The organism is Rhodococcus sp. SB1D (genome assembly GCF_048573875.1).
Lineage (GTDB): Bacteria > Actinomycetota > Actinomycetes > Mycobacteriales > Mycobacteriaceae > Rhodococcus_F > Rhodococcus_F qingshengii.
On the sequence record NZ_JBMAIQ010000009.1, the window covers coordinates 65,267 to 90,192 of the forward strand.

At 61.2% G+C, this 24,926-nt stretch carries 33 protein-coding genes and 1 tRNA gene; 12 read left to right on the forward strand and 22 right to left on the reverse strand.

The annotated features are described in order from the left end of the window. Positions 1 to 631 precede the first annotated feature (631 nt). Positions 632 to 705, reverse strand: a tRNA-Gly gene (locus ACN50D_RS20040). 305 nt (positions 706 to 1,010) lie between these two features. Between ACN50D_RS20040 and dcd the strand changes: the two genes are divergently transcribed. The 4 genes from dcd (at position 1,011) to ACN50D_RS20060 (ending at position 3,742) form a co-directional block, all read left to right on the forward strand. Continuing rightward, positions 1,011 to 1,580, forward strand: coding sequence for a dCTP deaminase (dcd, locus tag ACN50D_RS20045; RefSeq protein WP_003943702.1), 570 nt, complete (start codon positions 1,011 to 1,013; stop codon positions 1,578 to 1,580). 25 nt (positions 1,581 to 1,605) lie between these two features. Next, positions 1,606 to 1,890, forward strand: coding sequence for a hypothetical protein (locus ACN50D_RS20050; RefSeq protein WP_212633940.1), 285 nt, complete (start codon positions 1,606 to 1,608; stop codon positions 1,888 to 1,890). Between the two features lie 91 nt (positions 1,891 to 1,981). Beyond that, complete coding sequence (locus ACN50D_RS20055; protein ID WP_007726530.1) at positions 1,982 to 2,188, forward strand: hypothetical protein; 207 nt, start codon at positions 1,982 to 1,984, stop codon at positions 2,186 to 2,188. A gap of 30 nt (positions 2,189 to 2,218) precedes the next feature. Beyond that, on the forward strand, positions 2,219 to 3,742 hold the full coding sequence (locus ACN50D_RS20060; RefSeq protein ID WP_212633941.1) for a hypothetical protein: 1,524 nt from the start codon (positions 2,219 to 2,221) through the stop codon (positions 3,740 to 3,742). Positions 3,743 to 3,744: 2 nt separating this feature from the next. Here the strand turns inward: ACN50D_RS20060 and ACN50D_RS20065 are convergent, their stop codons facing one another. Together ACN50D_RS20065 and ACN50D_RS20070 are read right to left on the reverse strand one after the other, a co-directional pair. Then, positions 3,745 to 4,497: an IclR family transcriptional regulator gene (locus tag ACN50D_RS20065; RefSeq protein ID WP_212633942.1), complete on the reverse strand. Its 753-nt coding sequence runs from the start codon at positions 4,495 to 4,497 to the stop codon at positions 3,745 to 3,747. Continuing rightward, positions 4,497 to 6,008 (reverse strand): APC family permease, encoded by a 1,512-nt coding sequence (locus tag ACN50D_RS20070; RefSeq protein WP_042452324.1) that lies wholly within the window; start codon positions 6,006 to 6,008, stop codon positions 4,497 to 4,499. Before ACN50D_RS20070 ends, ACN50D_RS20065 begins: the two co-directional genes overlap by 1 nt. Before the next feature lie 238 nt (positions 6,009 to 6,246). Between ACN50D_RS20070 and ACN50D_RS20075 the strand changes: the two genes are divergently transcribed. Genes ACN50D_RS20075 through tatA form a run of 3 tightly spaced genes read left to right on the forward strand, consistent with a single transcriptional unit; the run spans position 6,247 to position 8,714 of the window. Beyond that, the gene (locus ACN50D_RS20075; RefSeq protein ID WP_063314892.1) at positions 6,247 to 7,827 is read left to right on the forward strand and encodes a flavin monoamine oxidase family protein; all 1,581 of its coding nucleotides are present in this window, start codon (positions 6,247 to 6,249) and stop codon (positions 7,825 to 7,827) included. A 39-nt stretch (positions 7,828 to 7,866) separates the two neighbouring features. Further along, the gene (locus ACN50D_RS20080) at positions 7,867 to 8,538 is read left to right on the forward strand and encodes a Rid family hydrolase (RefSeq protein WP_047269035.1); all 672 of its coding nucleotides are present in this window, start codon (positions 7,867 to 7,869) and stop codon (positions 8,536 to 8,538) included. Next, positions 8,538 to 8,714 carry a Sec-independent protein translocase subunit TatA gene (gene tatA / locus ACN50D_RS20085; RefSeq protein WP_003943732.1) on the forward strand — a complete coding sequence of 59 codons (177 nt, stop codon included), beginning with the start codon at positions 8,538 to 8,540 and terminating at the stop codon, positions 8,712 to 8,714. The genes ACN50D_RS20080 and tatA overlap by 1 nt, the downstream gene beginning before the upstream one ends. Before the next feature lie 52 nt (positions 8,715 to 8,766). On the opposite strand, the gene ACN50D_RS20090 is transcribed toward tatA, so the two are convergent. From ACN50D_RS20090 to ACN50D_RS20110, 5 genes are all read right to left on the reverse strand, one after another. Continuing rightward, positions 8,767 to 9,381 carry a class I SAM-dependent DNA methyltransferase gene (locus ACN50D_RS20090; RefSeq protein ID WP_058227582.1) on the reverse strand — a complete coding sequence of 205 codons (615 nt, stop codon included), beginning with the start codon at positions 9,379 to 9,381 and terminating at the stop codon, positions 8,767 to 8,769. Then, positions 9,378 to 10,136, reverse strand: coding sequence for a PIG-L deacetylase family protein (locus ACN50D_RS20095; protein WP_003943643.1), 759 nt, complete (start codon positions 10,134 to 10,136; stop codon positions 9,378 to 9,380). The genes ACN50D_RS20090 and ACN50D_RS20095 overlap by 4 nt, the downstream gene beginning before the upstream one ends. Continuing rightward, positions 10,130 to 11,068 (reverse strand): acyl-CoA dehydrogenase, encoded by a 939-nt coding sequence (locus ACN50D_RS20100; protein WP_212633943.1) that lies wholly within the window; start codon positions 11,066 to 11,068, stop codon positions 10,130 to 10,132. The genes ACN50D_RS20095 and ACN50D_RS20100 overlap by 7 nt, the downstream gene beginning before the upstream one ends. Continuing rightward, positions 11,065 to 11,769, reverse strand: a complete 705-nt coding sequence (locus ACN50D_RS20105; protein WP_042452319.1) for a glycosyltransferase — start codon at positions 11,767 to 11,769, stop codon at positions 11,065 to 11,067. Before ACN50D_RS20105 ends, ACN50D_RS20100 begins: the two co-directional genes overlap by 4 nt. A 233-nt stretch (positions 11,770 to 12,002) precedes the next feature. Next, the gene (locus ACN50D_RS20110; RefSeq protein WP_212633944.1) at positions 12,003 to 12,770 is read right to left on the reverse strand and encodes a GAF and ANTAR domain-containing protein; all 768 of its coding nucleotides are present in this window, start codon (positions 12,768 to 12,770) and stop codon (positions 12,003 to 12,005) included. Between the two features lie 109 nt (positions 12,771 to 12,879). Here ACN50D_RS20110 and ACN50D_RS20115 point away from each other — a divergent pair, with 109 nt between their 5' ends. Beyond that, positions 12,880 to 13,578, forward strand: a complete 699-nt coding sequence (locus ACN50D_RS20115; RefSeq protein ID WP_037131016.1) for a HemK2/MTQ2 family protein methyltransferase — start codon at positions 12,880 to 12,882, stop codon at positions 13,576 to 13,578. Here the strand turns inward: ACN50D_RS20115 and ACN50D_RS20120 are convergent. Beyond that, on the reverse strand, positions 13,535 to 14,584 hold the full coding sequence (locus ACN50D_RS20120) for an iron-containing redox enzyme family protein (protein WP_042452317.1): 1,050 nt from the start codon (positions 14,582 to 14,584) through the stop codon (positions 13,535 to 13,537). The genes ACN50D_RS20115 and ACN50D_RS20120 overlap by 44 nt on opposite strands. On the opposite strand from ACN50D_RS20120, the gene ACN50D_RS20125 reads away from it, so the two are divergent. Next, positions 14,585 to 14,824 carry a CDGSH iron-sulfur domain-containing protein gene (locus ACN50D_RS20125; RefSeq protein WP_212633945.1) on the forward strand — a complete coding sequence of 80 codons (240 nt, stop codon included), beginning with the start codon at positions 14,585 to 14,587 and terminating at the stop codon, positions 14,822 to 14,824. It begins immediately after the preceding gene. A gap of 128 nt (positions 14,825 to 14,952) precedes the next feature. Here ACN50D_RS20125 and ACN50D_RS20130 read toward each other — a convergent pair whose 3' ends face one another. The 3 genes from ACN50D_RS20130 to ACN50D_RS20140 all read right to left on the reverse strand — a co-directional run bounded on the left by ACN50D_RS20130 (position 14,953) and on the right by ACN50D_RS20140 (position 16,974). Continuing rightward, positions 14,953 to 15,156 (reverse strand): cold-shock protein, encoded by a 204-nt coding sequence (locus ACN50D_RS20130; protein ID WP_003943666.1) that lies wholly within the window; start codon positions 15,154 to 15,156, stop codon positions 14,953 to 14,955. A gap of 316 nt (positions 15,157 to 15,472) precedes the next feature. Continuing rightward, entirely contained in the window at positions 15,473 to 16,450 is a 978-nt protein-coding gene (locus ACN50D_RS20135) for a YihY/virulence factor BrkB family protein (RefSeq protein WP_003943713.1), read from the reverse strand. Between the two features lie 86 nt (positions 16,451 to 16,536). After that, entirely contained in the window at positions 16,537 to 16,974 is a 438-nt protein-coding gene (locus tag ACN50D_RS20140; RefSeq protein ID WP_116057117.1) for an STAS domain-containing protein, read from the reverse strand. Between the two features lie 330 nt (positions 16,975 to 17,304). Here ACN50D_RS20140 and ACN50D_RS20145 point away from each other — a divergent pair, with 330 nt between their 5' ends. After that, complete coding sequence (locus tag ACN50D_RS20145; RefSeq protein ID WP_003943680.1) at positions 17,305 to 17,553, forward strand: hypothetical protein; 249 nt, start codon at positions 17,305 to 17,307, stop codon at positions 17,551 to 17,553. A gap of 16 nt (positions 17,554 to 17,569) precedes the next feature. Here the strand turns inward: ACN50D_RS20145 and ACN50D_RS20150 are convergent, their stop codons facing one another. After that, positions 17,570 to 18,352 (reverse strand): SigB/SigF/SigG family RNA polymerase sigma factor, encoded by a 783-nt coding sequence (locus tag ACN50D_RS20150; RefSeq protein ID WP_003943639.1) that lies wholly within the window; start codon positions 18,350 to 18,352, stop codon positions 17,570 to 17,572. Further along, a complete protein-coding gene (locus ACN50D_RS20155; RefSeq protein ID WP_003943620.1) occupies positions 18,349 to 18,783 on the reverse strand; it encodes an ATP-binding protein in 435 nt (144 codons plus the stop codon). The genes ACN50D_RS20150 and ACN50D_RS20155 overlap by 4 nt, the downstream gene beginning before the upstream one ends. A 237-nt stretch (positions 18,784 to 19,020) precedes the next feature. Between ACN50D_RS20155 and ACN50D_RS20160 the strand changes: the two genes are divergently transcribed. Further along, a complete protein-coding gene (locus ACN50D_RS20160; RefSeq protein WP_039972685.1) occupies positions 19,021 to 19,458 on the forward strand; it encodes a hypothetical protein in 438 nt (145 codons plus the stop codon). Positions 19,459 to 19,467: 9 nt separating this feature from the next. Here the strand turns inward: ACN50D_RS20160 and ACN50D_RS20165 are convergent, their stop codons facing one another. From ACN50D_RS20165 to ACN50D_RS20185, 5 genes are all read right to left on the reverse strand, one after another. Next, positions 19,468 to 19,785: a WhiB family transcriptional regulator gene (locus ACN50D_RS20165; protein WP_003943622.1), complete on the reverse strand. Its 318-nt coding sequence runs from the start codon at positions 19,783 to 19,785 to the stop codon at positions 19,468 to 19,470. 185 nt (positions 19,786 to 19,970) lie between these two features. Next, positions 19,971 to 20,642, reverse strand: a complete 672-nt coding sequence (locus ACN50D_RS20170) for an ANTAR domain-containing response regulator (protein WP_042925720.1) — start codon at positions 20,640 to 20,642, stop codon at positions 19,971 to 19,973. A 48-nt stretch (positions 20,643 to 20,690) separates the two neighbouring features. Further along, entirely contained in the window at positions 20,691 to 20,825 is a 135-nt protein-coding gene (locus tag ACN50D_RS20175) for a hypothetical protein (RefSeq protein WP_256082897.1), read from the reverse strand. 73 nt (positions 20,826 to 20,898) lie between these two features. After that, positions 20,899 to 21,444 carry a Dps family protein gene (locus ACN50D_RS20180; protein WP_003943731.1) on the reverse strand — a complete coding sequence of 182 codons (546 nt, stop codon included), beginning with the start codon at positions 21,442 to 21,444 and terminating at the stop codon, positions 20,899 to 20,901. A gap of 84 nt (positions 21,445 to 21,528) precedes the next feature. Next, on the reverse strand, positions 21,529 to 21,687 hold the full coding sequence (locus tag ACN50D_RS20185; RefSeq protein ID WP_003943664.1) for a hypothetical protein: 159 nt from the start codon (positions 21,685 to 21,687) through the stop codon (positions 21,529 to 21,531). A 358-nt stretch (positions 21,688 to 22,045) separates the two neighbouring features. Here ACN50D_RS20185 and ACN50D_RS20190 point away from each other — a divergent pair, with 358 nt between their 5' ends. Continuing rightward, positions 22,046 to 22,348, forward strand: coding sequence for a MerR family transcriptional regulator (locus tag ACN50D_RS20190; RefSeq protein ID WP_058227578.1), 303 nt, complete (start codon positions 22,046 to 22,048; stop codon positions 22,346 to 22,348). Between the two features lie 24 nt (positions 22,349 to 22,372). Here ACN50D_RS20190 and ACN50D_RS20195 read toward each other — a convergent pair whose 3' ends face one another. From ACN50D_RS20195 to ACN50D_RS20205, 3 genes are all read right to left on the reverse strand, one after another. Beyond that, entirely contained in the window at positions 22,373 to 22,750 is a 378-nt protein-coding gene (locus tag ACN50D_RS20195) for a hypothetical protein (RefSeq protein ID WP_007726560.1), read from the reverse strand. A 136-nt stretch (positions 22,751 to 22,886) separates the two neighbouring features. Then, positions 22,887 to 24,374, reverse strand: coding sequence for an alpha,alpha-trehalose-phosphate synthase (UDP-forming) (locus tag ACN50D_RS20200; protein ID WP_064075809.1), 1,488 nt, complete (start codon positions 24,372 to 24,374; stop codon positions 22,887 to 22,889). After that, complete coding sequence (locus tag ACN50D_RS20205; protein WP_007726563.1) at positions 24,371 to 24,790, reverse strand: STAS domain-containing protein; 420 nt, start codon at positions 24,788 to 24,790, stop codon at positions 24,371 to 24,373. Before ACN50D_RS20205 ends, ACN50D_RS20200 begins: the two co-directional genes overlap by 4 nt. Positions 24,791 to 24,926 lie beyond the last annotated feature (136 nt).

A 24,926-nucleotide genomic window follows, 5' to 3' on the forward strand; every position in this document is an offset into this window, starting at 1 on the left:
TAATGTGACATTCCTCGAAACTGGGGTATTTCTTCGAGCTTTATCCGGCTCTCCGGATCCGTGCAGAGCGATGGTCTTACATTGGCACTTACGGTTAGGGCGTCCGATACTGAGGAAGAATACGTACTTGATTCTTTTCGAAGGTGATTTTTGACGGACTTGGGTATTTTCACAGTTGTGATTGTGAGAAGATCTGCATTCTTGCGTGAGTTGTGGTCCCCGGTGTCCGGGTGCGCTACGGCAGATCGGTTTCAAAAACTTCAACTGATAAGCGCGCGGAGTCCGAGCGGAGACAGTTTCCAACCCCATCGGTTGGTAGTCGCGCTCGAATCACTGATGGACGGCAAACGAACCGAGGTACCGGCGACCATCGGCTTCGAGGTCGACAGCACTCTCCTGACAGTGCGCGCAATGGACACCGATTCAGGCCGGGGGACGACCAGTCGGACTGCATCGATGAACTGCAGAATTCCGAGACGCGGTCCTCTAGCACCCCCATTTTCGTTGGATTCACATTGACTGATCACTGAATGGAGGGGGTTGTGTACCTGCCGTGTACCTGTCACAGGATTGGGTCCCAAACAAGCGAAGTTCGACTGCCCCAAAAGGGCTCTGAACTGCGGAGAATCTGTGGAGCCGATGACGGGAATCGAACCCGCGTATTCAGCTTGGGAAGCTGATGTTCTACCATTGAACTACATCGGCGTCGCAGCCGACCGGACGTGTTTTCACCGCCGACCAACATGCTTTCCGAACATTATCAGACGAGCTTTCAAGCAGCGGTGTCCCCGGCCGTCATTGATCAACACAGGCGTGTGGAAGTCAGCGCCTTCGGTAAATGATTTGACCAAAATTTGTGCGCAGGAACACCTTTCGGGATGGAGAACTTGAGATAGGTGGGGCTGGGCTCTCCCGTGGGAGTCCAGAACCCGCGCATCGTGTTCGGTAACCACAGTGTGATCGCCCCGGCGATGGGCCGGCACTGCCCGCAGAACCGGTAACCTCTACCTGTGCTGCTCTCCGATCGTGACATCCGTGCCGAAATCTCCGTTGGACGTCTGGGTATCGACCCTTTCGACGACTCCATGGTGCAACCGTCGAGCGTCGACGTCCGACTGGACGGTCTGTTTCGGGTTTTCAACAACACGCGGTACACGCACATCGACCCGGCACTTCGCCAGGACGAGTTGACCAGCCTGGTCGAGCCGGCAGAGGGCGAGCCGTTTGTACTTCACCCCGGCGAGTTCGTTCTCGGTTCGACTCTCGAAGTGTGCTCACTGCCGAACGACCTCGCCGGCCGCCTCGAAGGTAAGTCGAGCCTCGGGCGCCTGGGCCTTTTGACGCACTCCACCGCCGGCTTCATCGACCCGGGTTTCAGCGGCCACATCACACTGGAGCTGTCCAATGTCGCAAACCTGCCGATCACGCTCTGGCCGGGAATGAAGATCGGACAGCTCTGCCTGCTCAAGCTCTCGAGCGCTGCAGAGTTCCCCTACGGAAGCTCCGAGGCCGGATCCAAATACCAGGGCCAGCGCGGCCCGACACCGTCGAAGGCGTACCTGAACTTCAACCGCGGCTGAACGAACGAACTTCGGGGGGAGTCGCATGATCGGAATTTTCTACGGTCTGGTTTTCATGAACTTGTTGTTCGTGACCAGCACCGTGTGTTTGATGAAGCCGTCCAAAGCCAGTGTTGTTTTGACCGTCTGTGCAGGGGTGGCGTGGCTGTTCTTCAATGGACCGCTGGAAGGTCAGGTCTTGTGGTCGTTGAACAGAGAACACGGTCTGACGGTCTCGGATCTGATGTCGCTTGTTGCCTTCGGCATCGCCGCTCGTGGTTGGAATCAGGTTCGCAAAGCCCGTGAAACCGTCGACGCAGATCGTTTCTGACCTGCGCGCTCAACTGGATTGACCGCCACGATTCGGACAGATGTTTCGACCTGGAGCACAACAGTCGTCGAATCGGGCACAATTACTGGTTATGTGGTGGATTGTCGGAGGCGTACTACTCGTATGGGTCGTGTGTTCCATTCCGATTGCCATCCTGGTGGGGCGGGGTATCGCGCGTCGGGACCGCGCGGAATTCGACGGGCGAAATCAACAGTGGGCCGACGAGGTTGTCAGGTCGATCGAGAAGCAATCGGAGCAGGACAATGCCGATCGGCGTAAGCCACCACTGATCAGCTGACCAGCTGGACTTTTCCGGAGGTGAGTGGGCATGGAACTTCCATCCGATACTCCCGACGACGTCGTGGCCGCGGCCGCCGGCGGACCAAGGGTTCCGCAGTTCGATCCCACAGTGGGGATTCCGGTAGTTCCGCCAGGGGGAGATGCTCCCCACCGGTTGGTGGTCATCGGCGATTCGCTGTCGCAGGGATTCCAGAGCGGGGCGATCTTCAATACCGATCTGTCGTATCCGGCGATCATTGCTCACCAGCTGGGCCGGCTCGACCAGTTCCGCTTTCCCCGTTACGGCGGCCCGGGCGGGCTTCCGCTCAACATCGAACTGTTGCTCCGCACCCTCGAGGAGCGCTTCGGCCCACGGCTCGACCTCTGGGAGGTGCCGCTCGCACTCTTTGCTGCGCGCGCGTTCATGGATCAGGTAGAGGACTACTGGGAACGCGGACCGGGCAGCGAAGCGCCGACGTTCTCGGCAATCAACCACAACCTCTCGGTGTACGGGTGGGATCTTCGTGACGCTCTGACCAAGACGGCGCAGGGCTGCGAGGATGCTCTTCACCAACCGCACGACGATTTGATCAGCCAGATCGTCGAGAACAACGGCGAGCGCGCCGCACTGCGAGTTCTGCCGCGAGGCTCCGACGCCGAGAAGCGTATGACCGCGTTCGACGCAGCAGCGGAGTTGGGCAAGGAAGGCATCGAAACTCTGATCGTCTTCCTCGGTGCCAACAACGCGCTCCGCACCGTCACCGAACTTCGAGTCGAGTGGAGCGGCAACAACTTCCGTGATCCGGTCGGCAAGCGCGACTACACGGTGTGGCGGCCTGAGCACTTCGCGTCGGAGTATGCCGAGGTGCTCGCCGCGATCCGGAAGATCAACGCGCAGCACGTCATCCTCTGCACTGTCCCACACGTGACCATCGCACCGATCGCCCACGGGCTCGGGGGGAAGATCGAAATCGGATCCCGCTACTTCCCGTACTACGCACGACCGTGGGTGCGCGACACCGACTTCGACCCACAACGCGATCAGCACATCACCGGCGCGCAGGCATGGGCCGTCGACAGCGCAATCGACATGTACAACGACGGAATCGAGCAAGCCGTCGCGAATGCCCGTCGGGTGGGGAAGGACTGGTACCTCTGCGATATTGCCGGGTTGCTCGAGCGCGTGGCCTCACGGCGCTACGTCACCGACGTCAATGCGCGGCCGTCATGGTGGACGCCGTACCCCCTTCCCAAGGCGCTGACCGACTTGCAACCCGTGCCGGACTCGCTGTTCCTCTCCGCCGACGGTCGCGGCGGCCGCACTTCGGGCGGTCTCTTCTCGCTCGACGGCGTTCATCCCACGACAGTCGCGTACGGGGTGATGGCGCAAGAACTGGCGAACATCATGGTCACGGCCGGGGTCCAGTTCGACCGTGCACAGGTCGATTTCGACCGACTCGTCCGACGCGACACCTTGGTGCGCACTCCGCCGCAGAATCTCGATTCCACGCTCGGCGTCATCGGCTGGGCCGACGAGCATCTCGGCTTTGCCAAACGTGTGTTCGGCCTCTGAATTCAGCTTGCCTTCGACATCGTCGGTGCAACGATGCGTTCCGCGTACTCCCGCAGCAGTGCCACCAGGTCTGCGTCGTCGACGGAAAGTCTGCCGGTCGGACCTATCGCAGCCAAGGCACCGACGACACACCTTTCCGCGTCGTGGATCGGGACGGCGACGGCGGAGCGTCCGACACGAATCTCGTCGACCTCACGGGCGGCCTCACCGCGCCGGATCCGAGAGAGCTCGAGTTCCAACGCGTCGCCGTCGGTGATGGTGTGTGCGGTGACCTTTCGCAGTGGGGCCTCGGCCAATTCGGGTCGGTTGGCGAGGAGCAGCTTCCCGATAGCCGACGCGTGAACGGCTGTGGCCAGTGTCCGTTCACCACTGAGTTCGTGGTCGGGATCGCGATCGACGAGCCGAATTCTGTTTTCTGCAAACGACGCGAGGTAGACGCCGAACCGTACCTGCTCGCGGAGTTCTTCGAGGAGCACCGAATTGTCGATGGGTGTGGGTTCGGCGGCAGCCCCGGCTAATTCACGGGTGCGTCGGCCCAGTGCGAAGCCGGAGAGGTCGGCGATCCGAACCAGGTAACCGTCGGCGACAAGGATGTTGAGTAACCGATACGCAGTGGCAGGTGGGATGTCGGCCAGGGCGGCAATGTCCTTGGCGGTGGCTCCCGATCCGAGCCTGGCCGCCGACTCGAGGAGGGCAAGGGCGCGCTGAACCGCTCGGGGTTCGTGCCCACCGAGGTCGCGTGGTCGGCCCACCATCAGCGGGCGCCGGCAGTCGGCTCGCCCACCAGCACGATGTTTCCGGCTGCGTCGGTGGCGAACACCCCAGCTCCTGGTAGTACGTCCTCGGTTTCGGGACTGTCGAAAGCTCCGACGTGCAGCAGACTTTTGGGGCTTCGGCGTCGCAGGTAGAACTGCCAGAGTGTGCCCGAAGTCAGGATCACGAGCACGGCGATCGGTGCAACGTACGCGTGGTCGATCGTGTTGGCATAAACCAGGTAACCGAGGACTATCGCTCCGGCACCACTGCCACACGACGCGGCCGCGAGAACGCCGGGAGTGTGCTCGCCGATCCGTGTCAGGAAGACAACGGATGCGATAGCCGTCAGTGCATAGGCCACGATGACGGCGCCGCGAACAGTCAGTCGAACGTCGTCGAAGATTTCTCCGCGCCCGAGAACGGCAAAGGTTCCGCCGCCCAGCAGGACGGTGCAGACCACGGTAGTCAATGCGAAGTAGGGCGTACGGAAGGCACTGTGAACCGAGGCGAACCGGCGGGGGAGTAGGCGCTCGACACCGAACGAATAGACCAGGCGTGACGCAGCATTGGACGACGCCATCGAGGACGCCAGCCACGAGCACCCCAGACCGACGTTGAGCGCGATCACGACACCGGGGCTCACGCCCGTCGCCGTTCCGTGGAGATAGGCGTTGACGAGGGTGTCACTGCGCCCGGACCAAGCGGCCCAGCCCGCGAAGATGAAGAGCGATCCACATATGATCGGAGTGAGAAGGACTGTGCGGGTGACGGTTACCAGCGGACGACGGGCCTCGGGGCCGAAGAAGGCCGCGCTCTCGAATCCGGCGAGAGCGAACACGGCAGCCAGGGCGGTGAGTAACAACCCGTGGCCGGAGGTGGGTGGAACGATCTGTGCTTGTTGACTTCCGGAACCGCCCAGGATCATGAGCCCGACGATGAACAGAAGTGAACAGCTTTCGACGACGAGGATCGCGAGCGCGGCAAATCTGACACTTCGCACGAGAGCGCCGAGAATCAGCAAGGCTATCCCCAGATAGAGCGCGATGACGTGAAAAGTCTTGTCCACGTGCACACCCGCGAAGCCGAGCAATGCGATTGCGGCCTGTCCGCCGTGATAGAGCGTCATCACCGCGCTGCCGACGTACTTGACCAGCATGGCGATGCCGGTGGTCAATGCTGCCCGGGTGCCCAGGCCACGAAAGACGAAGCTGTGCAATCCGCCCGACGCAGCCATTCGGCGAGTGAACTGCGAAACGCAGAAGGCTATGAGCGTCACCAGCACGGTGGCCGCGATGATGGTGATCATCCCGCTCAACAATCGACCGTGTGTCAGCATGGTGACGGGCAGAACGACCATCGACACAGCAGGGGCAGTGGTTGCCACCGACTGGGCCAGCACTTCGGCGCCCGAGAGTTGCCGACGGCCCAACGCCCGCAGCGGTGATCGCGCCGGGGGCTGCTTCTCGCGCGTGGTGAAGGACCGCGCGATGGCTTCGGTGAGAGCGGACATGTCGCGTCACGCTAGTCCGGTTCTGTAACGCCGATATTGCGGGCATGCTTCCGCTGATCGCACTCGGGTGAGAGAGCAAGATGCGAACGCTCGCACGTTTCTCACTCGGTCCCCACCGACTGTTTCCTGCGCGTCAAGTTCCGGACCCAACGCTCCTGAAGTCTGTGTTCAACACCAACCACCCGGGTCACCGGGAGCACACTGGGGAGCTCGAATGCCATACACACGTAGATCTTTCATGCGCAGCCTGGGAATCACCGGCGGCGCCGGCCTGGCACTCGGTGCTATGTCGTCCATCGGCCTGGCGCCGGCAGTGGCGTCGACGCCGAGGCGATTTCAGGCACCTGCTGCGGGTGACCTGATCGGAAAGGTCAAGGGAAATCACTCCGTCGTGATCCTCGGCGGCGGACCGTCCGGGCTGTGCTCTGCCTACGAACTGCAGAAGGCCGGATACAAGGTCACCGTCCTCGAAGCACGCAACCGCCCGGGTGGTCGGGTGTGGTCGATCCGCAACGGCACCGAAGAAACCGACCTGAACGGTGAGACACAGACCTGTTCGTTCTCCGAGGGGCACTTCTACAACCTCGGTGCGACGCGTATTCCGCAAAATCACAACACCATCGACTACTGCCGCGAACTGGGCGTCGAACTGCAGATGTTCGGAAACCAGAACGCGAACACCTTCGTCAACTACACCGGCAACAAGCCGCTGGCGAATCAGTCGATCACCTACCGAGCAGCCAAAGCCGACACCTACGGATACATGTCCGAGCTGCTGCAGAAGGCCACCAATCAGGGCGCTCTCGACCAGGTCTTGAGCAAGGAAGACAAAGAAGCACTCTCGTCCTTCCTCACCGATTTCGGCGATCTCTCCAGCGACGGCCGCTACGTCGGATCCGCGCGTCGAGGGCACTCCGCGGAGCCGGGCGCCGGCCTCAACTTCGGAACCGAGATCGAACCATTCGGGATGAGCGATGTCATCCAGGGCGGCATCGGGCGTGCATTCTCCTTCGAGTTCGGTTACGACCAGGCCATGACGATGATGACCCCCGTCGGCGGCATGGACCGGATCTACTACAAGTTCCAGGACGCGATCGGGATGGACAACATCGAGTTCGGCGCCGAGGTCAGCGGCATGAAGAACGTGCCGGAAGGCGTCACCGTCGACTACGTCGTCGACGGCAAATCCAAGTCGATCACCGCCGACTACGCAATCTGCACGATCCCGCCGCACTTGATCAAGCGGCTGAACAACAATCTGCCCTCCGACATCCTGCTCGCGTTGGATGCAGCCAAGCCGTCGTCGTCGGGCAAGCTCGGTATCGAATACTCGCGTCGGTGGTGGGAGACCGAGGACCGCATCTACGGTGGCGCGTCCAACACCGACCGCGACATCTCCCAGATCATGTTCCCCTACGATCACTACAACTCCGACCGCGGCGTCGTCGTCGCGTACTACAGCTCGGGTAAGCGTCAACAGGCTTTCGAATCGCTCACCCACCGTCAGCGGCTGGCCAAGGCCATCGCCGAAGGCGCAGAAATCCACGGCGACAAATACACTCGCGACATCTCGTCGTCCTTCTCCGGAAGCTGGCGTCGCACCAAGTATTCGGAATCCGCCTGGGCATCATGGGCCGGCGCGGGAGATTCCCACGGCGGCATGGCAACTCCCGAGTACACCAAGCTGCTCGAACCCGTCGACCGGATCTACTTCGCCGGCGATCACCTCTCCAATGCCATCGCCTGGCAGCACGGGGCCTTCACGTCCGCGCAGGACGTCGTGACCCACCTGCATCAGCGTGTTGCGCAAACTGCCTGACGTGCTTCGTTTTCCATCACTTTCTCTGGAGGTCACATCATGAAATCTCGCAGAACCAAGGTCCTTGCAGCGGCATTCGCCGCCACTACGCTACTGGGCTTCGCCACTGCCTGCTCGTCTGACGAGGCGGACGCCGAGACCACATCGAGTTCGTTCGTCTCGAAATCGATTCTCGAAGCGGGGCAGGCAAACCCGATGATCGCTCAGGGCGTCGCGATCGGCGGCGACACCGCAATCTACAAGACCAGCGGCATCGGTCCGTCGGCAGGAAACAAGGCGGCGCCGGAAGGTTCGCCGGAGTCGTACATCGACGGTCAGTTCTCCGGCGGTGTTCTGCCGACCGGTGTCACCGTCACCGAGGCGCAGGGCATCAATGTACTCAAGAAGATCCGCGACAACCTCGAAGCTCAGGGATTGAGTCTCGAAGACGTCGTGACGATGCGCGTCTTCCTCGACAACGCGCCGGGATCGGACAAGGCCGACTACACCGGATGGAATCGCGCGTACCGGCAGTTCTTCGCCAACACCAATCTCGACACGGGTGACACCGAGTTGGTGCCGATGGGCACGGCCGAGCCGATCGCTCCGATCGAGCGAAACAGCGCCCGGCCCACCCGCTTCGCCCTCGAGGTTGCCGGACTGCCCGTTGCCGGTTGGCTCGTCGAGGTAGAGGTCGATGCGGTGTACCCCGACGGCAAGGAACCCGCCTGATGGGCGCGCTCAGCCCGACTCACTGGGCGATCGTCGCAGTAGTGCTCGTGGTGCTGTTCGGTTCGAAGAAGCTGCCCGACGCGGCCCGGGGCCTCGGCAGGTCGATGCGGATCCTGAAGTCCGAAGTCGGTGAACTGCAGTCGGATACGGACCTCGCGTTGGAGCAGCGAGACTGACCCCCGTGCGCGGTTGAGGAGCCCCCACACTCCTCAACCGCGCACAGGTCTACTAGATCAGACCTTCGGAACGAGCTACCGACGGTGGTGACGGCGGACCCTTCACGAAGACATCGATCAGCACGTCCTCGTCCTGGTACGACGCGAACTGCGCCAACCCCGGCGTCTGGCGCACAGCCGAATGAACGGCGTCACCGTTTTGCGGGTACTCCGGTACGACGTGACGCCAATGGGCGCACAGCAGCGTTCCGCCAGGCTCGAGATGCTCGACGACCTGCAGCATTGCCTCGATGAGCTTTTCGAAGGTCAGGTAGTAGCCGACTTCGCTGATGACGACGAGGTCGAAGGTTTCGTCGGACCAGTCGTCACCCAACGCCCAGAGCCGAAATTCGGAGTCATGTCCGGTAAGCCTCGCTCGAGCGCTCTCGAGTGCGGTCGGGACGATGTCGGTGGCGAGAACGCTGTCGCAGCGCTCGGACAACTTCTCGGTGAGAATCCCGATCGAGCACCCCGGTTCGAATGCGCGACGGTATCGAGGTTTCGGGAGCATAGCGACACTGAGTGCGTACTTCCGCTGCTCGTACCAGCGGGATTCGAAATCCCATGGGTCGGACTGTGCGGCATACATCTTGGCGAAGTAATCCGCGGGGAGTTCACGATCGCTCATACGAACACCGTCTCGTACGGCCTCAGTAATCGTTCCATCGCGTGGCGGGGGAGGATGGGTGCATCCGCGGGATGATCGGAAAGCGGAGCGATCTGTGAAGTGAACTCATTGGTGGCAGCAGATTTCGCAGCCTGAACGTCGGAGGGCAAGGTCACCTTTCGTGCTCTTTCCCACGGGACTGCCGCATGATCCGGCGCGGCCCAATGCCACGCCCAGATGGGATACTCGATCAAGCGCGATCCAGTGTCCGCGCACGCCCTCGCCGCCGCGTCTCCGGTGGCTTCGTGGTCCGGGTGGCCGTCCCCGCGCCACGTGGAGGCGCACCAGGTATCCGCCGAGGAATCACCGAGAATCGAGCTGAGGCGGTCGGTCAACTCCTGTCGGTTCTCGCCGATCTTTCCGTCCGGGATGCTCAATCGAACCGGTGTGGGAATTCCGAGGACACGCGCTGCCCGATCCGACTCGGACCGTCGACGGCGTTCCATCTCGGGCTGAGTCACGGTCGGTGAATCGGGATGCGAAGCTCCGCCGTCGGTGACAGATACGACCTGAACACTGATGCCGGAAAGTATTGCCAGAAGAGCGGTTCCGCCCAGACCGAGTATTTCGTCGTCGGGATGGGGAGCGACGATGATCAATCGTGAGCATCCGGTGAGATCCAGTTCCGGAAAACTTCTTCCCCACTCTCGCCATGTCGATTCGGGAGTACCGCCGTCGTCGACAGGCTTCTGCGCGAACAGTTTCGAGTTCACCACGGCCGTTTCCCCTTGGCTGCAATCCGGCCCAGCTCGGCGAGATCCTTCTCGGCGTGACTCTGCCGCAAGTAGACGGTGAGATCGGCTACCCGTGCGGCGTGCGCGGCGTCCATGCAGAGCGGTGCGGCGCCGAGAGCGCGTCCCACCCGATCCAGGGTCTCGGTAGCGGCGCGCTCGACAATTGCGCGCACACGGAGTGCCCGCTGCATGGCCTCGGCATTTTCGTCGAAGGGATCCGCATCGACCTCGGCCGCCGCGACTGCGAGCGCGTTGCGCGCTGCGGCGAGCGATGCATCGACCGCACCGAGGTGTGCGAGTACGTAGGGGTCTTCGCTGCTTGCAGCCTTGTCGTACAACGGATCAGCGACGCCGCAGGCGCCGCCGTACCAGCATGCAGCCACGCCGATCGCGCCGTGCCAGAACCCCGGGCGGCTCAGGTAGTCGCCTGCCGTCCCGACCGGTATGGCCGGAACCATGTCGAAGTCGACCGCGCTGGAGTCGCTTTCGGCCATACCGACGGCCTTCCACGAATCGGGAACGGGATGCACCCCAGGTAGTCCGAGCTCGACCGCGAAGAGGGAGGGGACACCGTCGACCAAGGCGGTGATCAGTGCATGCGTGCAGGTGTTGGCGCCGGAACACCACAACTTGCGACCGGTGAGCGTCCAGATCCCCACGTGCTCAGACGCATTCACCACAGGTTGGGGTGGCTCGGCCGCCCACACTCCCCACAGCTGCCCGGGTTCGGGATCCGGTCCGTCGAGTTCGGTGAGTATCGCGACGGCATCGGTGTGAGCCTCAGCCATCCGGCCGAGAACCACATTCTCCCGTGTGAGCTCTGCCAGGGAGGTCCACCGTGCGGCCGTCGCGCCGCCGCCGGGCAGCGGCAAGTACAGTCCACCTGCGTCCAGGAGTGTGTGTAGTCGTTTCATCGTGCCAGCTCCGCTTCTTCGTTATCGGCGGTCGTACCACCCAGGTTACGGATATGTCCGGCAAAGCCGCCCGGAGTTCGGCCGTCGAGACGCGCAGACGTGGTGACCGCAATGTCCTCTGCCCACGCGATACAGGCACCGGCCTCGCTCAACCGCCGGACGAGATCGACATCCTCGTCTTCTTCGAGATCGCAGAATCCTCCGACGTCCCAGTACATATCGGCGCGGACACCGAGGTTGGCACCGTGGACGTGACCGTGTCGACCATAGGGATGTGCGTGGTACATACGTTCGTACCGTTCGCGAACGGAGTGCGGATGGCCTTCCCAGTCCGCGATGCGAACGGTGCCCGCGACGACGTCCGCAGTACGCGCATACTCCAATTGGCGCGCAATCCAGGTGGGGCCGACCACCGAATCGGCATCGGTCGTGGCGAACCACGCTGAGGCCCCCAAATCCGAGCCGAACGCAGAGAAACCCGTCGCTCGCGAACGGCCGACGTTCTGATGCTCGACGCGGAGTACTTCCACCCCGTCGGGGATGACCCCCGCGGTTCCGTCCGAACAGTTGTCGAGGACGGCAACCACTCGGACGGGGACAACGCAAGCCGACGCCGCTGTTGCGAGTGCACGAAGGCAATTGGGGAGGTCTTCGGCTTCGTTGTGGGCGGGAACTACGACAAGAACCTGGTCGATTGGCACAGTGACGATCCTTTCCTCACCCTGGTACGGTCGGGTCTTCTTTCGTCCCGGTTCTCAACAGATAACCACATTTCGGACGGGTGCCGCCGCGCGACCGCCAGCAGCCGTGCAGGTCGAAAACTGTTTCGGTGAAACATCTCTGGATACGTTTGAGAGATGTGCCGGCGGGGTACAAGACGGGGTTTTGCGACTGTGCTTTCGGGTGCAAAACGGGGTTTTGCACCGAAGAATCTTCAGAACCGGCGGTGGCGCACCGAATCGACGAGCATCCGGGCCACCTCGTGCAGTTTCACGTTGGTGTGCTGCGATTGCTGAACGAGCCGGCTGAATGCTTCGTCGGCGTCGATGCCGTGGATGGCGATCAGCACGCCCTTGGCTTGTTCGATCTCGGCACGAGATTCCATGGCGCAGTGCAACTGTTTGATGTGCTCGTGTGCCTGACGCCAGCGTCGTGAATCTGCGATCGCCGCGCCCGCACCGGCGGTGAACAATTTCATCAACTCTTCGTCGAAGGGCTTGAACTCTGTCGAGGCGAATCCGTAGACGTTGAACGCGCCGAGAAGTTCGGTGCTTCCTTCGCCCATGGTGAGCGGCACGGACAAGTAGGACCGGACACCTTGTTTCCGGGCCTCGGCGGTGAATTCCGGCCATTTGTCGTCGTGATCACCCACCTTCGACCGAACCGACGACATGGTGCGCGCGGCGTCAACGCACGGACCACGATCGGCGGAATGCTGGGCATCGTCTATCGCGGAAAGGTAGTCCGCGGTAGATGCAGCAGTTCGTGGGCCATCGGCGGACAGCACCGTCACGCTGACAGCATCGGCATCCGGCAGCGCTTTGACCGCCGTCTCGGCCAGACGTTGGAGCATGGAGTCGAGATGCGCGTCCGTGTTCAGAGTGGACCGGAGTCCGGCAATCGCTTCGGCGAGGGTGTCGAGCGAATCTGCTGCGGAAGCAAACGCCGCGGCTCCCTGTGGGGTGTCCGCATTGCCTGTCATGATTCAGGTCTACTCCGCAAAATGCGGCGATGTAACCGTTCCAGGCGGTCTTTGTTTCGATGTTGCATGAAATCCGAGGTTCCTGGGTAGCCGCACGCAGCGATGTGCGATGTCGCCTGAAAAAGAGGAGCCGATGATGATCCTGCGTTTACCTGGTGTGTATCCACCGCAACACGACACGTCGTTACTGGCGGATGCGCTGCTGTTCGAGCGCCTCACCGCTCGCAGTCGGGTGCTGGATCTGTGCACGGGGACCGGCGCCCTCGCTGTCGCGGCATCCGCGGCAGGCGCAGGCCACGTCGTCGCGGTCGACATATCTCGCCGAGCGTGTGCCAATGCTCGTCTCAACGGGATCCTCAACGGAACCTCGATCGACTCCCGTCGTGGCGACCTCACCGAGGCGGTGCACGGCGAACTCTTCGATCTGGTGATCTCCAACCCGCCGTACGTCCCTGCTCTTGCAGATGATCTCCCTACCGCTGGAATCGAACGTGCTTGGGACGCAGGCAAGGACGGACGCGCCCTCATCGACAGGATCGCAGCCACCGTTCACGAGGTGCTCGTCCCGGGCGGCACACTGCTTCTCTTGCAATCGGTACTGTGTGGGGTCGACAAGACCGAGGCGATACTCGAAGAACACGGTATGGCCGTAGAGATTTCAGCCCGGAAGTACGTTCCCTTCGGGCCCGTGATGCGCGAGAGGCGCACCATGCTCGAGGCACGAGGGTTGATCACCACCGGTCAGGAAATCGAACAACTCGTGATCATTCGCGCAACGAAGTCTTGCCCTTCTCCCAACTCGATGTGAGGTGATCGCCGAGAAGATCGTCGAACGCCAGGCACGCTGCGGCGCCGAACAAGATGTCATCAGTGCGGTGCGGCTGCGAAGAGGCGAGACCGCCGGCAAGTTCCCGAACGGCGATCTGTTCGTGAACGGAATCCGCTTCCACGTGCTCGTCGTAGAACAGTGTCGCGTCCGAACCGAATCCGAGTCGGCGCAGTCCTGCGCTGTATCGTTTGCTCGGCAGCGCAGACGTGGTCTCGACAGCGCACAGGTGCCCGACCAGCGTTCCGAGATGGCGGCGATGAAAACCGAAGAGCGAGAGAGCATTCAACGACGCCAACGTTACCGCGGGAACAGAATCGATGTAGTGGCCGTAGCGGTCCGAAAGACCTACAGCCCGCATGGTGTCGGCAAAAAGACGCGAATGCATTCGCTCTGCGCGGCCGCCTCCGTACTCGTCGCTCTGCACTTCGACGAGGGCGGCCTTGACGGCACCGGAGAGGCGCGAAATTCCGAGGGTGTGCACATCCGCCTCGCGGAGCTGATTGAGCGAACGGTGAATCAGCACCTCCGAGAACTGATCGATCGTTGCATCCTTCGCCATGAAGGACGCAAGACCGGGGCCTGCACTGGGGGCGGTCATCGACCAGAGGTCGGCCACGACGTCGCCAGACGACTCCACTGTCCCCACGAGCTGCGCGATGGCGGACTCGAAGCGCTCTTCGAGCCGAGACCGCACCGCGAGCAGGTCGGGATTCCACTCCCATTTGTCCGAGACGTTCTCGATTCCCTGCAAATGAAGCTCGTAGAGGAGCGTCAGGGTCAGCTGAGCGTCGTCGTCACGAAGAATGTCGTAGGTGAGGTCGGTGGACTGTGCATCCTCGTACGCGTCAGCGGCAGCCGTAATCTCCCTCGGATCGGCCGAGGAGCGCAGAATGGAAACGAGAGTGGCGCTCAGTGGGCCGCGGGCCTGTGGAACAGGCATGGAAGTGGGCACACCAGTGGCCGAATCGAGAACTGAAGAGGACATATGACCGCGTTTCCCGAATCGTCATCTGCCGAAACACCGAGTGTTCCCGGTAACAACTCCACCATAACCGCCTGCACGGACGGCCCGCTGCTGGTGCGTGGTGACTTCGAGTTGCTCCGTGACGACGGCACTCCGATAGAGAACAAGCGCTCTACGGTTGCATTGTGTCGATGTGGGCGGACCGGCATCGCGCCGTTCTGCGACAGCTCCCACAAGAAGAAGCGGGCGAGAGCGACGTAACCGGTGCCAATTCGGAACAAGCCCGACCCGTGAACCAAGACGATCCGGAAACCAAGAAAAGGCTGGATGCCGGCACCATGCGGTGCAGCGTCCAGCCTTTTCAGTCTGAAGTCAGACTGGGATCGAACTCAGATGGCGCGAACGTTCTGAGCCTGGGGGCCCTTCTGGCCCTGTCCGATCTCGAACTCGACCTTCTGGCCCTCGTCGAGGGACTTGTAGCCGCTGCCCTGGATCTCCGAGTAGTGAACGAACACATCCGGTCCGCCACCTTCCTGCTCGATGAATCCGAAGCCCTTTTCACCGTTGAACCACTTGACACTGCCCTGAGCCATAACCAAATTCTCCTGGATCCATCGAGCCGAGCCCTCCCATCGAGAGTCCGGTCTCACACCTGATCCTGCCATGCTCTTCTTTTTCTGTCTCCAATTACATGCATGGCGAGTTGCAGTATTTGACGGCTTTGTCCCGTTCCGGGACCACGTCGGAAGCAGGTGATTGTTCAACTATGCGCGTTCACCTGCTGTGATGTATTCGTCCCTTCGATGCAGCGTGAAATGACAACACCTGTGTTAAATCTGGATTCGCGGCGCAGAATGCCACCCCGATACCGAGGAGGGGACCAAATACCCAACTCGATCGGGGTCGAGATCAGTCCGAATCGTCGGGTTTGGTGTGCCCGTCGAACGTCACATGGATGTTCTCGTGGGGAACCGCGCGTTGTGCTTTTGCTTGATCGGCGAAGGTGCGCCGATCGCCTTCGATGAGTTCGGTGTTGTCGGTGAACGGAGCCAACAACGCCCGCGGATGGAGTTTGTCGACTCGCACGACGTTGATTTCCGCGCACATGACGATCGAGGCTGCAGCGAGGAACAAGAAGGCCAACAAACCCAGAACGATGGCAAAGACGCCATTGGTGGTGGAGGCACCCCGCACCACAGAGGTCACATAGAGGGCACCGAAGGACTGAAGTGCTTGCCAGAGAACAGCAGCGGCGATCGCTCCAGGTGCCACATCGGCTACCGAGAGCGGGCGGGCGCAGGTGAGCCGGAAAGCGACGATGAAGATGCCCGCATTCAAGACGACTACCGCAAGGGTCAGCAGGAAGCTGAACGAACCGCCCAGATGAAGCGCACCGCCGATGTTGGAGACAGCGGTGGTCCCCAAGATCGCGAGACCGATCGTGCCGAGGAGTAGTAGCCCTTGGAGACGCCCGCGGATGGGATCCGGTCGCATGTTTCGGGGCACCGACCACACCGTGTTCATCGCGTTCTGGCAAGCCAGAGCGACACCGAGGCCACCGTAGAGACCACCGACGATTCCGATCACCAGACCCGTGACACCGCCGCCGATCTGTTGCGCATTGCCCAGGTCGTCACCGATCACCGGAAACTGATGCAGCGCGGAGTCCAAGATCTGTTGCTGAAGCTCAGGGTTGCCCGACAGCACGAAGCCGAGAATGGTCGAGAGCAACAGAAGAAGAGGAAAGAGCGAGACGAAGCCGTAGTAAGCGATCAGCGCGGCTAGATAAACACCTTGATCGTCGAGGAACTTGTAGAGGACCGCTATCGGGAACCCCAGGGCCGGATGCTTCTGTTGCAAGGCATCGAGGCGCTTGGCGATTGTCATTCTCGGTCTCTCTCAGCTCGTCGGACAGCCCGACGAACCTTAGTCGCTGCGAGCGCCTGGCGCTCGACGCCGGGGCAGCCGTGGCGTCAGGAGGCTTCGAGTGACTTCTCTGCTTCGTCGAGCGCGCGCATTGCGCCCTCGACAGAGTTGGTGACCGGGAATTCCTCTTCCGCCCGCGCCGCGCGAAGCAAGCGTCGAAGCGGGTGTGACCCGATCGCGGCCCACTGGAAGTCGTTGGCTCGCGAACGGGAGTTCAGCTCGGCGAACAGTTCGAGGCAGACCGCACCGACGAACAGTGAGTTGGACAAGTCCAGAATGACGCGAGACCACTCCGCAGCGTACGAGTTGAGAAGTTCTCGTAGTTCTGGGGCGGAGAGTTTGTCGAGGTCGACGTCGACCCGGATCAGGACTGTCGAGGGCGCTATCCGCCAGGCCGCGAAACCATGCGTTTCCACGATCGGCCCCAATTGTGTTGAGGGATCGATGGAATCGATCGGTGTGTGGTCGAGTTCATTCAGATTCATGGCAGATCCGGTCTGTGTGCTTTCATCGAAAGGCTGACGACCGATCTGGCGGCGCGGAAAGTGAATGCGTCCAGGCGTGGAAAGCTTTAGAGCTCAATGGAAATGAACAGTACAGATGTGCGCAGGAAATACTCACCTGATCCAGAGCCTTGATGCGAACCGAGCGCCAGTGGCTTCAACCCCGGCTGTATTCTCAACCTCGGTACCGTTCAGTGTAGCTCGAGGGCGTGAATCGGTCCAGGTGAGAGGTCGAATATTAAGCGGTGCAATGTTTTTGGCTCGACGCTTCGGTATGGTGGAAGATCAGCGTCACCGGACGAAGGGAATCAGATGAACGACCGCGATGCACTCACGGCCATCTCGACCAAGCTCGACACACTGATCGGCGCGGAGACCAACGGTTTGCGGGACGAGGTTCCGCCCGGTTCCAGTGTGCAGCGCACCGAGCAGGACGGCGAGCACGGCCGGTGGGGGCACGATTACCGCCTCGCCAACAAGTATCTCGAGGCCCTCGACATCGGCCAGCCCGGTCTCATCGATCGAGACGAGCTGGAACGTCTTGCGCAGGAATACATCTGATCCTCGAGACGTACCTTCAGAAGATTTCACCCATCTCGGTGCGTAGCTGCTTCAGTGACTGAGTGAGGATTCTGGATACATGCATCTGAGAGATGCCGACCTTTTCGGCAATCTGGGATTGGGTGAGATGGCCGAAGAATCTGAGAACGACGATCGTGCGCTCGCGCTCCGGTAGTGCCAGGAGCGCGGGCCGCAGGGTTTCGTGATTGTCGATCCGACTGATCGCTTCGTCGTACTGTCCCAAAGTGTCTATCAGAGTCAGACCACTCCCGTCGCCGGCGGAAGCGGTGTCGAGCGGTGTGGTTCGGTACGAATTACCGGCGGTCAAACCTTGTTCGACCTCGTCCGGTTCGATGTCGAGTTCCTTGGCGAGTTCCGCGACTGTCGGTGCACGGCCGAGCGTCTGGGACAAAGTCGTGAGCGCCCGGTTGAGGGCAAGGTGCCGTTCCTGAAGGCTACGAGGCACTCGCACGGACCAGCCGTGATCGCGAAAATGCTTGCGTACCTCACCCATGACGGTCGGGACGGCGAACGACAGGAAATCCGATCCTTTGTCGACGTCGAATCGCTGCACGGCCTGTATGAGCCCGACGCGAGCAACTTGCTCCAAGTCCTCGAAAGGCTGGCCACGCCCCTGGTACCGGCGAGCGACGTGTGTGGCCAGGGGTAGGCACAGTTCGATGATCGAGGTGGTTATTTTTTCTCGGCTGGGATCATTCGGCGGAAGCGAGGCCATCGAGACGAACAGTTCGACAGCTGTTTCGTACTGGTCCTTCTTGTCCGGTGGGACAGCGGTCACGCACGCTCCTGGGGCAAGCCCTTTTCAAGCGTCATCGTCAGGGTGATGTGACCGTCCGCGTCGATTTCCGACTGTTCCAAGCGGACGGAATCGACCAGCGCTTCGAGAACGAACCATCCGAAGCTGTGCGACTTGTCGGGTATCTCGGAGTGCGCGATCACGGACACGACAGTCCGAAGTGTGCGGCCGACGGTGTCGAATCGGCAAGTCAAGTCGCTGGACGGTATCGCGTGGCCGATGAGGATGCTCGCGACTTCGTCCATCGCCAGAGCAAGGTCGGCTGTTCCGTCGACATCGAGTCCGGTGTTGTTGGCAACCGTTCGGGTGATTCCGCGCAGAGTGGGAAGTTGAGAGTACGACGCGCGGACGCGGAGCGAGGCGATGGAGTCGTGAGTTAGTTCGGTTTCGGTCGGACTCGACAGAGGGATCAAGGGGCTTCCTGTAGGTAGATGTGGCGTAATTCCGGCGGACCGAGGCAAGGACCGGTACCGGCCGTGCGTGCCAGCCATCTCTACCCCGGAAGTATTCATGGCCTTGGATTACCCTTCGCCCGGCGAACTAACCCTCTTTACCCGAACTAGAGGATGAATTGTGAGACACATCACCTGTGGTGCGGACGTACCGAATCCTCATCTTTCATTTTCGCGTCGTTCGGGTACAGCCGCTTCATGGACACCCATTCGGACAGACAGATCCCCGTACACATACGACCGGAAGGTGTCACTGATGACGAGGTGAAGGCGGCAGGAGTGCTGTCGAACGCCCTTGAAACGGTGGAACGGGCACGCGGTGCTCTGTACGACTTCCATCAGCTGATAGGGCATGCCGATCTGATGCTCGACGAGGTCGTCGAGCTACTGCGATCCAGCGGCAACGACGACCTGGCCGATCAGGTCGAGGGCGAGTTGATGGGCCGGAACGTGGTCGAGGGGCGCTGGACTTTCCAGTTGGTCGAAGAGTTCGACGAGAACTACTGGTCGTTTTTTCGTGAATGCGAGAAAGTGGTGCGCGACAAGCTGGCAGGCGGAGTGCCGCACCTCTTCGAAGCCGAGATGAAGGAGCGACGCCGCACGCACGGTTTGCGGCACCACGAGGCCAGGCCCTGAGGTTCCTATCTACTCTCGTGAGCTCGTCGCGGCACTGATCAGTGGTTCAGTTCGAGCTTTGCGCAACGATTCTCGCTCGGTCGCCGTCATGCCGCCCCAGATTCCGTGGGGTTCCCCGGTCTGGATGGCGTGCACCAGGCATCTCTGCACGACAGGGCATCTGGCGCACACCAGCTTCGCCGAACTCTCGCGCTTCGCTCGCCTGGAGCCGCGCTCGTTCGTGTCGTCGTAGAACAGAGCGGGGTCGGTGTCGCGGCAGGTGCCGGACAGTTGCCAATCCCACTCGTCGGCAAGGGGCCTGGGAGATGTGTAGGAGCGCATGAACATGGACGTTCCCTTCGCTGCGTGACGAACTCGACTCGGATCGCGGATCCAGGTCGGGTGTTAAGGCAAAGCTCGGTCCCGCCGGCCTGAACCGGCGGGACCTTCGAGGCTCCTCCCTCGAGGGGGAAGATTTCGGGGGTACCTCTGGTCGGTCATTACCCAGCCGTACAACTTTTGAATCCCGGTCGTCAGGAATTCTTTCGATCCACGGCACGTCGTTCTGCTGCGGCGACAAGACCACCGGCGATGTCGCGCACCTTGACGTTCCATTCCTGCGACATCTGGACCAGAAAGTCGAAGGCTTGGTCGGCCGAGCACTCACGCTCGGCCATCAGTAATCCCTTGGCCTGCTCGATCAAGGGCCGAGAATCCAAAGCTCTTCTCAGTTCGTCATTTTCCGCGCGAAGGCGGGTGAGGACGTCTGACGCCGAACTGGACTGCTGAGCCAGCGGTCGTTGAACCTCGTATACACGATGAAGCACACCGATGACCCTGCCGTCATCATCGGTGACGGCGGAATTCACCGTATTCCAATAGCGGGTGACAAACATCCCGCTCCCGCGCTCGTCGCGCACGTCGTAACGCTGAGTCGGCAGTGCGTCCCGAGTTCGGGACCGCATCGTGCGCTCGAATGACGCTGTCAACGAGAAGATTCCATCGGCAAACGAGTCGTCGGGATTGTCGGGGAAGGCTTCGAACACTTCCACTCGGTGCAATTGATCGAGGCTGCGACCGGATACGGCAAGGTATTCGTCGTTTGCGCCCTGGATACGAAAATCGCTGTCCACGAGCAGAAGAGAAGAACTGCTTGCCGCAAATCGATCGCTACGAACGATCGAGCGGAGAGTGCTCGAACTCATGATTGTGTCGTTTCTGTCCTGTCTTCGACGGTTGCGGCCCCTGATATTTCAGAAGTAGGTGATCGCGAGAACTCCGAGGGCGGTGCCTGCCACGATCGATCCGAACAACAAACGCTGCTGCAACACGAACATCTGATACTCGCGACGTGTTTGTGTCGACGTGCCGCGCGAGTCCGCAGACATGCTCTTGCCCTTTCCTGTTGTGGGGAGTGCGATTTCGGCCGACCCCCGATCGGCCGAAACCGCGGACGGTGCGTCAGTTCTGACGCGCCTCATTTGCGGCATCCTGCTCGGTGGACGCGCCTTCGTGTACGAGGCTGCCACCCGAGTTCTCGAGGTGAGCACGAACGAACCACTGGAACTTTTCCAACTGCGCCGTCTGGCCGATCAACATGTCCTCGGTGATCGGATCGATCTTGCCGACGCTGTCGATTGCGGTGCGACTGTCGGTGATGATCCCGGTGTAGACGAGGTCGAGCGCAGCGAGGTGCGCACGAGCGTCGTCGCGGCCGACGGAGTAGTCGTCCCACGTTCGATCGCGCTCGATTGCTCCCGCGGTGCCCTTGGGCGAGTTACCCAGTGCCGCGATACGTTCGGCCACATCGTCGGCGTAGCCGCGAACCAACTCCACCTGGGGGTCGATCATCTCGTGCACGCCGATGAAGTTGGGGCCCACGACGTTCCAGTGAACGTGCTTGAGCGTGAGGTGAAGATCGTTGTAGGCGCTGAGGCGTTCCTGCAGAATATCGGCGACGGACGAACCGTCTGCGCTGCTCAGTCCCGGTACGGTGAACTCGGACATATGTTTTCCTCTCGTCTTGATGGGGATCGCCCTCCAGTGGGGCGGTCTCGCGCCATCGTCAATCGGATCGCGTGTCGGTCAGGTTCAGTGCGCGAGTGCTACTGGCTCCTCTGTCACCGGGTCGCCGTACATCATCGCGATTCGGCGCTTGACCTCTTCGGTTGTCAAAGTCGCACTTGCGACAGTGATTCCGATGCCGGTGGTGCTCTCGCCCTGTGTGGGCGGGATGTCGATCGTCGTCATCTTGCTCCCGGTGAAGAGTGTGCCGTGAGGGAGTCGGCTGAACCACCGACTCCGACGTCTGGGTGTTCTGCGCCTTCGAGCTCCAGTTATGGCGCTTTCGGGTGCTACAAAATCTATATCAGCCGATGTAGATAATTGGCAAGGCTACTTCGATTCGCGGGCGAAGGAAAGCGCATTGTGCAATCTTGTCGAAATCGGCTTTGATCTGCCATTTCACGCCCTTTCTGCTCGACGATTCTTGTTGTCAGTGGTCCTGGACACGCTTGAATCTATGTCCTGGGCGTCAGATTCACTGCGTGATGGTGCTAAGGTCGGGTGACGCCGATTGAGACAGCCGACACCGAACTAGGAGGTTCCAGTGACGTCGGAATCCCAGACCCGGGCGCTGCGCGGCGTGTACGGGATCTCAGTGATGTCTGAACTGTCCGGGGTAGGACCTCAGACGCTGCGCCTTTACGAGCGAAGGGGCTTGCTCACACCAACCCGTACCGATGGCGGTACGCGCCGGTACAGCGAGGCCGACCTGGAGACGCTCGGACGAATCACCGCGCTGATCGACGACGGAGTCAATCTCGTCGGTATTCGTCTGATTCTGTCCCTCGAGGCCGAGAATGCAGTCTTAGCGGCTCGAATCAGCCAGTTGACCGCCGAGGGGGACTAGTGGTGCTGCTCGAGACGATGCCGTTCAGGATGGAGTTTCGGTGCGGGTAGGGTCGCCGAAGTCCGCGTCGGCGGAGATCTTGTTCCCTGCCGCTGCGATCTGTTCGAGCGCGGCGTCCAACGCATCGACCAACCATTGATGCGACGCCTCCGCGAGGAGGCGATCCGGAGTGTCGGTGTTCTCGGATTGGAAGAACCGCACCAGCCATGATTCTCCGTTGTCGGGTCGATCGGAGAGTCCAGCCGCGGTATTGGTCGCCAGAAGGAACCGGTTGTATTCGAGGTCAACACGAATGGCGTACTCGCCGAACAGGTTCACCACGTTGGCCGGCCGATGAGTAGCGGCAGCGAGCGCAATGAGAGCGTCGTTGTAGGTTTCGGAGTACTTCATCGTGAGGGGCATGGTCGGCCTGTCTTTCTGGGCCGATGCAGCATTGCACGGCTATGTCGAGGAGATCAGTTCGCAGCCGCTGCTTGACGATGAACTGAAACCAATCCTAGCTCGAGTCTCCGAGCGCACTGACGCAAGCCCGTGAGGGTCAGTTGTTGCGCGCAAAGTTCGACTCACGCTCCGTGACGAACTGATCGTCCGGAAGCGGTCCGGGTGGGGCAAGCGCAGTCAGGAACGACTCGGCCCACTGATGCACATCGTGTGTCATGACCTGTCGATGCAGCGCAGCCATACGGCGACGGCCTTCCTTCGGATCCTGATGAACTGCGGTCAGGATCGTATTCTTCACGCCGTCCAAATCGTGCGGGTTGACCAGGTATGACTGTCGTAATTCCATTGCGGCACCGGTGAACTCGCTGAGAACGAGAGCACCTCCGAGGTCGCCACGACAGGCCACGTACTCCTTGGCCACCAGATTCATCCCGTCGCGCATCGGCGTCACGAGCATGACGTCGGCAGCGACGAACAGTGCGATCAGTTCTTCACGGTCGACCGGCTGATACAGGTAGTGAACGACGGGGCGGCCGATCTGACTGTGGTCACCGTTGATGCGGCCCACCTGCTCTTCGATGACGCTACGCAGGTCGATGTAGTGCTGCACGCGTTCACGACTGGGCGTCGCGAGCTGCACCATCGTGTACTTCTCCGGATCCAGACGATCCTCGTCGAGGAGTTCCTTCAAGGCTTGAAGCCGCAGGTCGATACCCTTGGTGTAGTCCAGCCGGTCGACTCCCAGCAAGATTTTCTCGGGATTTCCCAGCTCTTCCTTCAATTCGCGCGCGCGACGCAGGACCGAATCGCTTTTCGACTGGCGCTCGAGTTCGGCAGAATCGACGGAGATGGGAAAGGCGCCCACCTTGACGACGCGAGAATCGAAATCCACATGCCCGAGCGCACTTCGAACACCGACGCCCGCGGTCGTCGTCTTGAGGCCGAGAAGTTTGCGGGCCAAGAACAGGAAATTGTTTGCGCCACCAGGTAAGTGGAAGCCGATCAGATCGGCGCCCAGCATTCCCCTGACGATCTCCTTGCGCCACGGAAGCTGCATGAAGAGCTCGACCGGAGGGAACGGGATATGAAGAAAGAACCCGATCGTCAGATCTGGCCGCAGCTCGCGCAGCATCGCCGGCACAAGTTGCAACTGATAGTCCTGCACCCAGACAGTCGCTCCGTCCGCGGCGCAACGCGCGGTTTCCTCGGCGAACCGCTGGTTGACTGCGACGTAGGTGTGCCACCACGACCGCTCGAACGTCGGAGCCACCAGAACGTCGTGGTAGAGCGGCCACAACGTGTCGTTGGAGAACCCCTCGTAGTACTCGGCGAGGTCCTGAGAGGTCAGCTCGACGGGAAACAGACGAAGGCCGTCAACCACTATCGGATCGACCTTCTCGTCCGCGACCCCCGGCCAGCCGACCCAGGCGCCATCCCGCTGTCGGAGGATGGGTTCGAGCGCAGTGACGAGCCCACCCGGACTTCGCTTCCAGTTCTTGCTTCCGTCTTCGTCGGTTTCGAGATCGACCGGCAGTCGGTTTGCGACGACGACGAATTCGGAGAGCTTTTCGAGATCGGTACTCACGCCGACATCGGCTCCGCCAGGGTCTCGTCCAGGACGGAGGTCGAGGACAGGTACGCGACTGCATCGGCTGTCGAGTCGGTGTACACGATGTCGGTGTCCATCTTCAGAAGAGACAGCGGACGCCTGACAGGGTGCGCTGCGACGAGCGTCCACGGCACGCCGAGCCTCCGTGCCTTGGCCGACAGAGTCTCGATGATGGAAAGACCTCCGACGGAGATGAACTGGACGTCCGAGCAGTCGAGTACGAACGGGTGTCGCTCACCGATCAGGTCGTCGACGCAGGCAGCGAAATCAGCTCGGGACCGGACGTCGATCTCGCCGCTGACCACGAGCGACTGAATGTTTTCGGCACAGGTCGTCGTGAAGGTGGGGGGACTGTCCGTACGCTCATCTGTAGTTCTCGAAAACTCGTTCATCGAAACTCCTGACGGATTGCTCGAAACGGTTCGTTCGAACGGTCTGGTTCGAAACGGTTTCGTTCGAAACCGGGAAACGGCACGGGAAGCAACGCACGAACCGTGCTCGTCTTCAACGGCTGGGTACTCAACCGTG

What these genes read in the sequence shown, in the direction of transcription:
- ACN50D_RS20065 (WP_212633942.1), bottom strand. Translation starts at nt 4,497, where the DNA reads ATGGTGGGCCGACCACGCGACCTCGGTGGGCACGAACCCCGAGCGGTT.
- ACN50D_RS20195 (WP_007726560.1), bottom strand. Translation starts at nt 22,750, where the DNA reads ATGCCCCTCACGATGAAGTACTCCGAAACCTACAACGACGCTCTCATT.
- ACN50D_RS20115 (WP_037131016.1), top strand. Translation starts at nt 12,880, where the DNA reads ATGTCGCCTGAAAAAGAGGAGCCGATGATGATCCTGCGTTTACCTGGT.
- ACN50D_RS20135 (WP_003943713.1), bottom strand. Translation starts at nt 16,450, where the DNA reads ATGACAATCGCCAAGCGCCTCGATGCCTTGCAACAGAAGCATCCGGCC.
- ACN50D_RS20075 (WP_063314892.1), top strand. Translation starts at nt 6,247, where the DNA reads ATGCGCAGCCTGGGAATCACCGGCGGCGCCGGCCTGGCACTCGGTGCT.
- ACN50D_RS20180 (WP_003943731.1), bottom strand. Translation starts at nt 21,444, where the DNA reads ATGTCCGAGTTCACCGTACCGGGACTGAGCAGCGCAGACGGTTCGTCC.
- ACN50D_RS20160 (WP_039972685.1), top strand. Translation starts at nt 19,021, where the DNA reads ATGGACACCCATTCGGACAGACAGATCCCCGTACACATACGACCGGAA.
- ACN50D_RS20110 (WP_212633944.1), bottom strand. Translation starts at nt 12,770, where the DNA reads ATGACAGGCAATGCGGACACCCCACAGGGAGCCGCGGCGTTTGCTTCC.
- ACN50D_RS20145 (WP_003943680.1), top strand. Translation starts at nt 17,305, where the DNA reads ATGAACGACCGCGATGCACTCACGGCCATCTCGACCAAGCTCGACACA.
- ACN50D_RS20090 (WP_058227582.1), bottom strand. Translation starts at nt 9,381, where the DNA reads ATGAGCGATCGTGAACTCCCCGCGGATTACTTCGCCAAGATGTATGCC.
- tatA (WP_003943732.1), top strand. Translation starts at nt 8,538, where the DNA reads ATGGGCGCGCTCAGCCCGACTCACTGGGCGATCGTCGCAGTAGTGCTC.
- ACN50D_RS20170 (WP_042925720.1), bottom strand. Translation starts at nt 20,642, where the DNA reads ATGAGTTCGAGCACTCTCCGCTCGATCGTTCGTAGCGATCGATTTGCG.
- ACN50D_RS20175 (WP_256082897.1), bottom strand. Translation starts at nt 20,825, where the DNA reads ATGTCTGCGGACTCGCGCGGCACGTCGACACAAACACGTCGCGAGTAT.
- ACN50D_RS20205 (WP_007726563.1), bottom strand. Translation starts at nt 24,790, where the DNA reads ATGAACGAGTTTTCGAGAACTACAGATGAGCGTACGGACAGTCCCCCC.
- ACN50D_RS20050 (WP_212633940.1), top strand. Translation starts at nt 1,606, where the DNA reads ATGATCGGAATTTTCTACGGTCTGGTTTTCATGAACTTGTTGTTCGTG.
- ACN50D_RS20055 (WP_007726530.1), top strand. Translation starts at nt 1,982, where the DNA reads ATGTGGTGGATTGTCGGAGGCGTACTACTCGTATGGGTCGTGTGTTCC.
- ACN50D_RS20120 (WP_042452317.1), bottom strand. Translation starts at nt 14,584, where the DNA reads ATGTCCTCTTCAGTTCTCGATTCGGCCACTGGTGTGCCCACTTCCATG.
- ACN50D_RS20125 (WP_212633945.1), top strand. Translation starts at nt 14,585, where the DNA reads ATGACCGCGTTTCCCGAATCGTCATCTGCCGAAACACCGAGTGTTCCC.
- ACN50D_RS20060 (WP_212633941.1), top strand. Translation starts at nt 2,219, where the DNA reads ATGGAACTTCCATCCGATACTCCCGACGACGTCGTGGCCGCGGCCGCC.
- ACN50D_RS20130 (WP_003943666.1), bottom strand. Translation starts at nt 15,156, where the DNA reads ATGGCTCAGGGCAGTGTCAAGTGGTTCAACGGTGAAAAGGGCTTCGGA.
- ACN50D_RS20140 (WP_116057117.1), bottom strand. Translation starts at nt 16,974, where the DNA reads ATGAATCTGAATGAACTCGACCACACACCGATCGATTCCATCGATCCC.
- ACN50D_RS20070 (WP_042452324.1), bottom strand. Translation starts at nt 6,008, where the DNA reads ATGTCCGCTCTCACCGAAGCCATCGCGCGGTCCTTCACCACGCGCGAG.
- ACN50D_RS20100 (WP_212633943.1), bottom strand. Translation starts at nt 11,068, where the DNA reads ATGAAACGACTACACACACTCCTGGACGCAGGTGGACTGTACTTGCCG.
- ACN50D_RS20185 (WP_003943664.1), bottom strand. Translation starts at nt 21,687, where the DNA reads ATGACGACGATCGACATCCCGCCCACACAGGGCGAGAGCACCACCGGC.
- ACN50D_RS20080 (WP_047269035.1), top strand. Translation starts at nt 7,867, where the DNA reads ATGAAATCTCGCAGAACCAAGGTCCTTGCAGCGGCATTCGCCGCCACT.
- ACN50D_RS20165 (WP_003943622.1), bottom strand. Translation starts at nt 19,785, where the DNA reads ATGTTCATGCGCTCCTACACATCTCCCAGGCCCCTTGCCGACGAGTGG.